Raw genomic sequence first — 7832 nt, forward strand, 5'->3', positions numbered from 1 at the left:
ACGTTTGACCAGCATCCCAAGAGGCGACGACTGTCGCATCTCTAACTGGCTCATATGTCGCATCTCTAAAATGCCGCTACACGCTCATATCAGATAATCTATATTATGGAACTCACGGTTCCCAGCTTTTTGGTGGTCGTCGGCTGGCGGCCACGTGCTGCTGCCCTCCAGCAGAGCACCCGGGGCAATTATTTCTTGCCGAGGTATTGCATCACCTTCTCACGGCTCGGGCCTGCCTCGCGGATCGCCTCGAGCGCCTTCTGGCGTGTGACGCCCGCGGCCTTCATGATATAGGCGACCTCATGCTCCTGCGTGGACGCAAGCTTGCGGTCCCGGCCTTGCTTTCTCGGATCGTCTGCCATTTGCTCCTCCATCATTATGCAGAAGGATAGGAGCGGATTTGATGGCGACAAGATCGCGCCTCGCTTGGCCCGGCCCCCCGCGCGACTTGCGGCGCACCAGACCCTCAGACTGAGCCGCCCTTCCCCCTCCGAGCGGACTCTCTTTTGCCTAGTGGATTTTGACTCCTTGAAGCAGGTCAGCCGGGTTTCTGACGCCTGCCTGCCGAGACTCAATACGTGTTGTCTGCCGGCGCTGCGCCGCGCGCCAGCATCAGCATTTCTCCAGATAGACCCCGAAAGAGCATGCCAGCGCAAACCGCCGGATGTTAAGCCCCCATTAGCACAGCAGCATGTACGCTCCCGTCGCAGCGCGCCGCGGGCATGATGCCTCCTGCGTCCTCGGTTCGAGTGGCCGAGGAATTTACACAGCCCGTCCCCGCAGGTGTCATCCATGCATAGAAATACAGGTTCAGAAAGCCGCCGCACCCAGTTGCTGGTTCTGCTTGCCCGCCGCTGCGCGACGCTTGCCGAATGACGCGTTTGCCGCTCGCCTGGGCGGCGACGAATTCGCCGTAGTTACGGTCGAAGACCCGCGATGCAGAGCTAACGGCGACAATGAGTGCGTCTCCGATCGCGTGCCCCCAGGCATCATTAACAGCCTTGAACCCATCCAGATCGATGAAATGAAGCTTCACCTGCTTGACTGATTTCCAATCCTGAACAGGCGCGTCGCGCGATCGGTGGGTTGAAGAGAATCGGCGTCAAAGTTGCGTTTGACGACTTTGGCTCCGGATATGCCAGCATCGGGTCACTGAGGCGCTTTGGGTTCGACCGTATGAAAGTGGACCGCTCTTTGGTGGCAGCGCTGGAAGTCGTGTGGCGCACACCGGCGACGCAGAGTCCCGCCTCAGGGCGCGTCGCCTCCCACACCGTAGCATTGCGGACACGCGGATGCGCAATATGACTGGTTGCTAATATTCGGCGGGCTTTGCGCTTCGCGCGAAACTAGGACCCGCGAAACTCCACATCATCGCCGATTGGCACTCAACGTCAGTAGTCGATCGCGGAGCCGCCGCCCTCCACCTTGAAGCTCAGGCTGCGGTTGGCTTCGTTGCGGGCGGCCAGCTATACGTTTCCGTCTTGCGCCGCGAGGCCCAGGCATAGAGTGCGTCATAGATGACGAAGCCGTGTCTCAGCACCTCGTGGTCGTCGGGGGTCACATCCCGCAGCCCCATCGAGATCGCTAGCAGCCCGGCCGATTGCGGCGTGAGGTCGTGCCGGTCGGTGTCCGCGCCACGAACGATGGCGGCGATGGTCACGATGGCCGGATCGCTGTCGAGACCATGCTTCGCGACGAAGGCGTCGAAGCTGCAACCCTCGCCCACATGGGTGTATTCGACACCGGGGACGTCATACGGGGTGGCTCCGGTCTCCTCCGTCACCTTGATCACCTGGTCCGGCGGCACGAAAAGGAACTCCCGGTTCCTTGTCGATGAACCGTGCGATCAGCCAGGGGCAGGCGATGCGGTCGATCACCGGACGTTCGCGCGTAACCCATTTCATGACACTGTCCTCCTTCAGCGATTTTCGGCCTTTGTGAACGGGACGGTCGGTACGCCGATCGCATGCCAGGCGGCAATTCCGCCGGAGAGCGCCTGGGCGTTCAGGCCGCGGCGGCGGAGCTCGGCGACGGCATCGCCGCTGACCTGGAACCCGTAGATGCAATAGACGACGATCGGTTTGTCCCGCGGCAGTTCATCCGCCCAGTCGGCAATTGTCTCGGCCGCGCGAAAGATTGCGCCCGGCAGCATGTCGCCGCGCATCGGTAGATCCTCGGCCAGGCAGACATCGAGCAAGGCGATGTCTTCTCGATGCTGAAGGCGAGCGAGCAGATCCTCGGGAGCGACGTCGTCATGCTCCACGGTTGCGATCGGACCAGCATGGGCCAGCCGTTCGGTCAGCCGCAGGAAGCGGGCGCCTACACGCTCCCAGTGGATGTTCTTCATGACGGCATCGACATAGGCGCCCGCCTTCGCCCCGAAATCGAGATGGTATGCATGTTCGTACATGTCGAGCGCCAGGATCAGTACGCTGTCGGCGAGACAGTTTGTATGGTCCGCCGCCTATTGGATCATCAGTCGTTGGTGGCGCTGCGACCAGGAAAGCAAGGTCCAGCCAGAGCCGCCTGCCTGCGCCTTGGCGCAAGCCGTGAAGCGGGACCGCCAAGCGGCAACGCTTCCAAAATCCCGCTCGAGTGCCGCGGCGAGATCGCCGGACGCATCGCCCTGAGCCACCGAGTCCGTCGAAATAGATTTCGTGAAGGATCGCCGAGTTTGCGGCGATAAGCTCTTCACGCTTCAGGCCGTTGATGCCGAAAACCGGAGCCACGCTCCAGTCGAGTTCATCAAGCCGTTTTTCAATGGCGTTCAGACGTCGGACGGCACCTCCATAATTGTTCTCGTAGTGGCTGGCCAACAGACGCTCTGAGAGCCCGTCGAGCCGTGGCGGCTTAAAGGGTAACGGCATGATGCGATGCATGGCAACGCCCTCGATATGAGTGATGGAGCGACGCTACGCCTGAATTGCGGATGATACAAGTGTTGCTTTTAGAGTTGTTGATGATACGGTATGAACATGAAAGACGATATCACGCGGGCGGAGCGCCGCTGGCTGCTTCTGATCCACCAACTGCCGAGCAAGCCAGCTTACTTCCGAGTGAAGGTCTGGCGGCGCCTGCAGCGCATCGGCGCCGTCGCGGTCAAGAGCACGGTCTACGCGCTCCCGGCGAATGCTGAGACACAAGAGGATTTCGAATGGCTCCTGAAGGAGATCGTCGAAGGCGGCGGCGAGGCCATGGTGTGCGAGGCACGCCTCATTGACGGCCTCTCCGACGCGCAGGCGCACGCGCTGTTCGATGCGGCACGCGACGAGGACTACGAGACAATCGCCGACGAGGCGCGGACGCTTTCAGCCCGGCTCGAGGCAGCTGCGTCGGCAGAGGAACGGGCCGAGATTCGCACACAGGTCGGCAGGCTGCGCAAGCGCCTCGCCGACATCGCCACGATCGATTTCTTCGGCGCGACCGGCCGCCTCTCGGCGGAGAGCTTGATCGCGGAACTAGAGAGCAGGCTTACAGAGGAAATGGACATGGCAGACGAACACCCGAGAACGACGCCGCTCACGGCGGCCGATCTGAAGGGGCGAATCTGGGTCACGCGCAAAGGTGTCCATGTCGATCGCATCGCCTGCAGCTGGCTGATCCGCCGCTTCATCGATCCGGATGCCGCCATTCGCTTCGTGCCCGGCAAAGGCTACGTTCCGAACTCGGGCGAACTTCGCTTCGACATGTTCGAGGGAGAGATTACTCATGAAGGCGATCGCTGCAGTTTCGAGGTCCTTCTCACCAGGGCTGGCATCACCGATCCGGCGCTCCAGGCCATCGCCGAGATCGTCCACGACATCGATTTGAAGGACGCGAAGTTCGGGCGCGAGGAGGCGACCGGCATCGCCAGCCTGATTGCCGGGATCTGCGCAGCCAATCCGCAGGACGAACAACGCATCGCTCAGGGCGGGCCGGTCTTCGACAACCTCTATCAGTATTTCCGCGCAAAGCGTGGATGACCTACGGAAAACCAGCCATGAACAAGACGGACAGTCTCGACACCACCCCCATCCAGCGCGCCGACACGCCCTCCCACGGCATTTCCTTCGCCGAGGCGCTGCGCGTCTGGTCACGCGTGGCTGCCTTGAGCTTCGGCGGTCCTGCCGGACAGATCGCGATGATGCATCGCATCATCGTCGAGGAGAAACGCTGGATCGGCGAAACGCGGTTCCTGCATGCGCTCAATTATTGCACGCTGTTGCCGGGGCCGGAGGCGCAGCAGCTTGCGATCTATATCGGCTGGCTGATGCACAAGACGAAGGGCGGACTGGTCGCGGGGGCGCTATTCGTGCTTCCCGGCGCCGTTGCCATCATGGCGCTGAGCTGGATCTACGCCATCTTCGGCAATGTCGGAGCCGTCCAGGCGCTTTTCTTTGGATTGAAGGCCGCGGTTCTGGCGATCGTGCTCGAGGCGGTCCTTCGAATCGGCCGGCGAGCGCTCAAGAACAATGTCATGATAGCGATCGCCGCGGCAGCATTCATCGCGCTGTTCCTGTTCCGCGCTCCGTTCCCACTCGTCGTCTTCGCTGCCGGCCTCATCGGCTATGTCGGCGGACGGGCGGGCTGGGCTGCATTCCAGGCGAGCAACGGCCACGGCAAGGTTGGTGGCAAGCAGGTCGCTGATATCGAGACCGCGCTGGGCGAAGAGATCCCGGCCCACGCGCGCCCGCCAATCAGTTGGTCGCTCAAGGTCGCGGGCGTGGCACTCTTCTTGTGGTTTGCTCCGGTGCTTGCGCTGCTGTCCGTGCTTGGTCCAGGCAATGTCTTCACTGACATCTCGATCTTCTTTTCGAAGATGGCGATGGTCACCTTTGGCGGCGCCTACGCGGTCCTCTCCTATGTCGCCCAACAGGCCGTCGAGCACTATCACTGGCTGAAACCTGGCGAGATGCTTGATGGTCTCGGGATGGCGGAGACGACGCCCGGACCCCTGATCATGGTTACCCAGTTCGTCGGATTCACGGGCGCCTACCGCGAGCCAGGCTCTCTCAATCCGTTGCTCGCCGGCACGCTTGGCGGACTTCTGACGACCTGGGTGACCTTCGTGCCCTGCTTTCTCTGGATTTTCCTTGGCGCGCCCTTCATGGAGACCATGCGCGCCAATAAAGCTCTGTCCGCTGCACTGGCGGCGATTACGGCCGCGGTCGTCGGCGTCATTCTGAATTTGGCGGTCTGGTTCGCGCTGCATGTGCTCTTTCGCGAGCTTTACGAGGCGCGTGGCTTTGGCATGACGGTCGATGTGCCGGTCGTGAGTTCACTGAATCTTGCCTCTCTCATTTTGACGCTTGGCGCGATGGTCGCGGTGTTCCGGTTTAAGATCGGCATGCTGACGGTCTTGGCCGGCTGCTCCCTCGTCGGTCTGTTCTATGGGTTGCTCATGGGGTGGGTATAGCGCGCGAACCCGATCGGAGCAGCGCTCCGGGTGAGGAGCGCGCTCATGGTGCGAGGCGCCAGTCCGGCTCCTCAAGCTAGACTCAACCGAAGGTGAATAATACCGGTGCGAAGCATTCATCCGGCGACATACCTTTTCGCAGCGCGCGCCTTACGCGACTTTGGTGACGGCTTCGTCGCCATCCTGCTGCCGGTCTATCTGCTTGCCCTGGGATTTTCGCCGCTGCAAGTCGGCGTCATCGCGACCGCATCGCTCGCTGGCTCCGCACTCTTGACGATCGTGATCGGATTCCTCGGAGCGCACCGCGATCTCCGCGGCTTGCTGCTGGCCGCCGCCGGCCTGATGGTCGCCTCTGGTGTCGCCATGTCCATCGTCAATGATTACGCGCTACTGCTGGTAATCGCCTTTGCCGGTACGATAAATCCATCTGCCGGCAGCGTCAGCGTCTTCGTGCCCCTGGAGCACGCGGTGCTTACCCGCGAAGTGACGAGTGCCGAGCGAACGACCATGTTCGCCCGCTACAGCCTCGTCGGCGCGCTCGCAAGCGCCGTTGGCGCCCTGGCCGCAGCCCTGCCGGATTTCATGACGCCCACCGGGCTCGGGCAACTGGCCGCCATCAAGCTGATGTTCGTTCTCTATGCGTTTTTAGGTCTAGCGGGCGCCGTACTTTATGCCCGCATAGCTCCGCGCGTCACCAGCGGCGAGCCCGCGAAAGCAGCACTTGGCCCTTCGCGCGCTATCGTGTTCAAGCTCGCAGCCCTGTTCAGCCTCGATGCATTCGCTGGCGGGTTCGTGGTCCAGTCGTTGCTCGCCCTGTGGCTGTTCGAGCGATTCAATCTGTCGCTTGCGGAGGCCGGGGTGTTTTTCTTCTGGTCGGGCGTGCTGTCGGCGTTCTCCTTTCCTGTCGCCGCCTGGCTATCGAAGCGGGTTGGGCTCATCAACACGATGGTGTTCACTCACATCCCGTCGAGCATCGCCCTGATGCTGGCGGCATTCGCGCCAACCTTGCCGTTGACGCTTTCCTTGCTGCTCATTCGAGCGGCACTCTCCCAGATGGACGTACCGACACGCTCTTCTTACGTGATGGCGGTCGTGACGGAGGCGGAGCGTGCTGCCGCGGCGAGTTTCACGTCAGTTCCACGGAGCCTTGCGGCGGCTGCCAGCCCTGCACTCGCAGGTGCTCTCTTCGCCGCGTCATATCGATCCTGGCCCCTCCTCATCTGTGCGGCACTGAAGATCACCTACGATCTGCTACTGCTGCTGCAATTCCGGCACGTGAAGCCACCTGAGGAGTGTTGAGCCATACGCGTCCTTGAAGAGCCACTGACGATTCCCGCAAACTCCGCATTGAGGCAATTAAGACATGAGCCGAGCGGCAGCCGAACTTCCGCTCCCCATTCTTCCACGACGGACGGAAAACGGGAAGATCGACCCAACGATCGAATGTTGCGTACGCTTCGGTCACTGCTGGGTGGCAGGATCAGCGTTCCAGATGTCCCGGTACAGTTGCCAGGCGCCATCCGTTCCCTTCTTCCAGATAACGACGTATTTGCCAGCTTGGTCCACTGGCTTGTCATCCTTTCCAGGGGCCTTCAGAGTGAATTTCCCTACCTCAAAGGCGAAGTTACCACTTTCACTGATTTCCACCGCTTCTAGGGCCAGATCAGAAACCCCGCCGTCGATTGCTCCTTGCCAAAACTGTTGAATCTTGCCGCGTCCATCTACGCGTCGGCTGTCAGGAGGCAGAACGGCGGCGTCTTCGGTATAGTGCGCCGCAACCGCAGCTGCGTCCTTGGCGTTGAAAGCCTTGGTGAACGTCACGAGCGCGGCCTCGATGTCTGACCGTGCCGATTGGGCTTCTACGGACCCCGCCAAGCCAATGCTAACGGCGAGCCCCAGAATCGCGGTCGAGATTGTACGCATGGTTCTCTCCTCCGATTCGAACAGAACGTCGAGTGTAGAAAAGGCAAGCTTTTTCGGCAATTCTCCGATTGACTTAACCCGTACCGACGCAGGTCGGGTTCGCTGCACCCAGTTCAGCGATGTCCACGCCGCGGCTTGAGGGAAGATGACGGACCCCCAAACGGCCGAAAGGGTCCGCAACGCGGCCGTCCTGTCCCTTCGCAGTGAACTTCCTCTCACCACCCTCTCGCGACGGATGGGAACCGGAAGGATCGACCCCTTGCGGACCTCGCTAGCATTCAATCAGAACGGCCGGATTCCAATCGGAAGCGGCTATTGACCGCGCCCCACAGCGGCTTGCATGCATCTTTTCTCGAATGAGCCGATCGCGGTCGGCGATATGCCACACCAGCGCTTCCTCAAACGTTGAGAGCAACTGACGCGCCGTCGCAGGGATCATGTCCCAGGGAGTGGTGTAGGTGGCGGCTTTGGTCGCCGCGTTCTCCGGCATGGGCCGGGATGATCAGCGCGCCAC

General features: G+C 61.5%; 8 protein-coding genes and 3 pseudogenes. 4 read left to right on the forward strand and 7 right to left on the reverse strand.

The window, feature by feature from the left end:
- Window positions 1-188: 188 nt before the first annotated feature.
- Window positions 189-362, reverse strand: coding sequence for a DUF3606 domain-containing protein (locus tag ATB98_RS00295; protein WP_066867587.1), 174 nt, complete (start codon window positions 360-362; stop codon window positions 189-191).
- Window positions 363-937: 575 nt separating this feature from the next.
- A pseudogene (locus tag ATB98_RS30485) lies at window positions 938-1033 on the reverse strand (diguanylate cyclase domain-containing protein); the annotation flags it as partial.
- 11 nt (window positions 1034-1044) lie between these two features.
- On the opposite strand from ATB98_RS30485, the pseudogene ATB98_RS29825 reads away from it, so the two are divergent.
- Window positions 1045-1212, forward strand: a pseudogene (locus ATB98_RS29825) (EAL domain-containing protein); the annotation flags it as partial.
- A 220-nt stretch (window positions 1213-1432) separates the two neighbouring features.
- On the opposite strand, the gene ATB98_RS00305 reads toward ATB98_RS29825, so the two are convergent.
- The 4 genes and pseudogenes from ATB98_RS00305 to ATB98_RS30420 form a co-directional block, all read right to left on the reverse strand.
- Window positions 1433-1807 (reverse strand): chromate resistance protein ChrB domain-containing protein, encoded by a 375-nt coding sequence (locus ATB98_RS00305; RefSeq protein WP_234781825.1) that lies wholly within the window; start codon window positions 1805-1807, stop codon window positions 1433-1435.
- Complete coding sequence (locus ATB98_RS30490) at window positions 1752-1904, reverse strand: chromate resistance protein ChrB domain-containing protein (protein ID WP_407695271.1); 153 nt, start codon at window positions 1902-1904, stop codon at window positions 1752-1754. Before ATB98_RS30490 ends, ATB98_RS00305 begins: the two co-directional genes overlap by 56 nt.
- A 14-nt stretch (window positions 1905-1918) precedes the next feature.
- The gene (locus ATB98_RS30415; protein ID WP_327197599.1) at window positions 1919-2347 is read right to left on the reverse strand and encodes a rhodanese-like domain-containing protein; all 429 of its coding nucleotides are present in this window, start codon (window positions 2345-2347) and stop codon (window positions 1919-1921) included.
- Between the two features lie 27 nt (window positions 2348-2374).
- Window positions 2375-2695, reverse strand: a pseudogene (locus tag ATB98_RS30420) (Fe-Mn family superoxide dismutase); the annotation flags it as partial.
- 280 nt (window positions 2696-2975) lie between these two features.
- On the opposite strand from ATB98_RS30420, the gene ATB98_RS00315 reads away from it, so the two are divergent.
- The 3 genes from ATB98_RS00315 to ATB98_RS00325 all read left to right on the forward strand — a co-directional run bounded on the left by ATB98_RS00315 (window position 2976) and on the right by ATB98_RS00325 (window position 6694).
- Entirely contained in the window at window positions 2976-3962 is a 987-nt protein-coding gene (locus ATB98_RS00315; protein ID WP_174551893.1) for a chromate resistance protein ChrB domain-containing protein, read from the forward strand.
- A gap of 17 nt (window positions 3963-3979) precedes the next feature.
- Window positions 3980-5395: a chromate efflux transporter gene (gene chrA / locus ATB98_RS00320; RefSeq protein ID WP_066867590.1), complete on the forward strand. Its 1416-nt coding sequence runs from the start codon at window positions 3980-3982 to the stop codon at window positions 5393-5395.
- Between the two features lie 96 nt (window positions 5396-5491).
- On the forward strand, window positions 5492-6694 hold the full coding sequence (locus tag ATB98_RS00325; RefSeq protein ID WP_066867592.1) for an MFS transporter: 1203 nt from the start codon (window positions 5492-5494) through the stop codon (window positions 6692-6694).
- A gap of 162 nt (window positions 6695-6856) precedes the next feature.
- Here the strand turns inward: ATB98_RS00325 and ATB98_RS00330 are convergent, their stop codons facing one another.
- Window positions 6857-7318 (reverse strand): YybH family protein, encoded by a 462-nt coding sequence (locus ATB98_RS00330; protein ID WP_084435142.1) that lies wholly within the window; start codon window positions 7316-7318, stop codon window positions 6857-6859.
- Between the last annotated feature and the right edge of the window lie 514 nt (window positions 7319-7832).

The organism is Sinorhizobium saheli (assembly GCF_001651875.1).
Classification (GTDB): Bacteria; Pseudomonadota; Alphaproteobacteria; order Rhizobiales; family Rhizobiaceae; genus Sinorhizobium; species Sinorhizobium saheli.

What these genes read in the sequence shown, in the direction of transcription:
- ATB98_RS00315 (WP_174551893.1), top strand. Translation starts at nt 2,976, where the DNA reads ATGAAAGACGATATCACGCGGGCGGAGCGCCGCTGGCTGCTTCTGATC.
- ATB98_RS30490 (WP_407695271.1), bottom strand. Translation starts at nt 1,904, where the DNA reads ATGAAATGGGTTACGCGCGAACGTCCGGTGATCGACCGCATCGCCTGC.
- chrA (WP_066867590.1), top strand. Translation starts at nt 3,980, where the DNA reads ATGAACAAGACGGACAGTCTCGACACCACCCCCATCCAGCGCGCCGAC.
- ATB98_RS00330 (WP_084435142.1), bottom strand. Translation starts at nt 7,318, where the DNA reads ATGCGTACAATCTCGACCGCGATTCTGGGGCTCGCCGTTAGCATTGGC.
- ATB98_RS00295 (WP_066867587.1), bottom strand. Translation starts at nt 362, where the DNA reads ATGGCAGACGATCCGAGAAAGCAAGGCCGGGACCGCAAGCTTGCGTCC.
- ATB98_RS30415 (WP_327197599.1), bottom strand. Translation starts at nt 2,347, where the DNA reads ATGAAGAACATCCACTGGGAGCGTGTAGGCGCCCGCTTCCTGCGGCTG.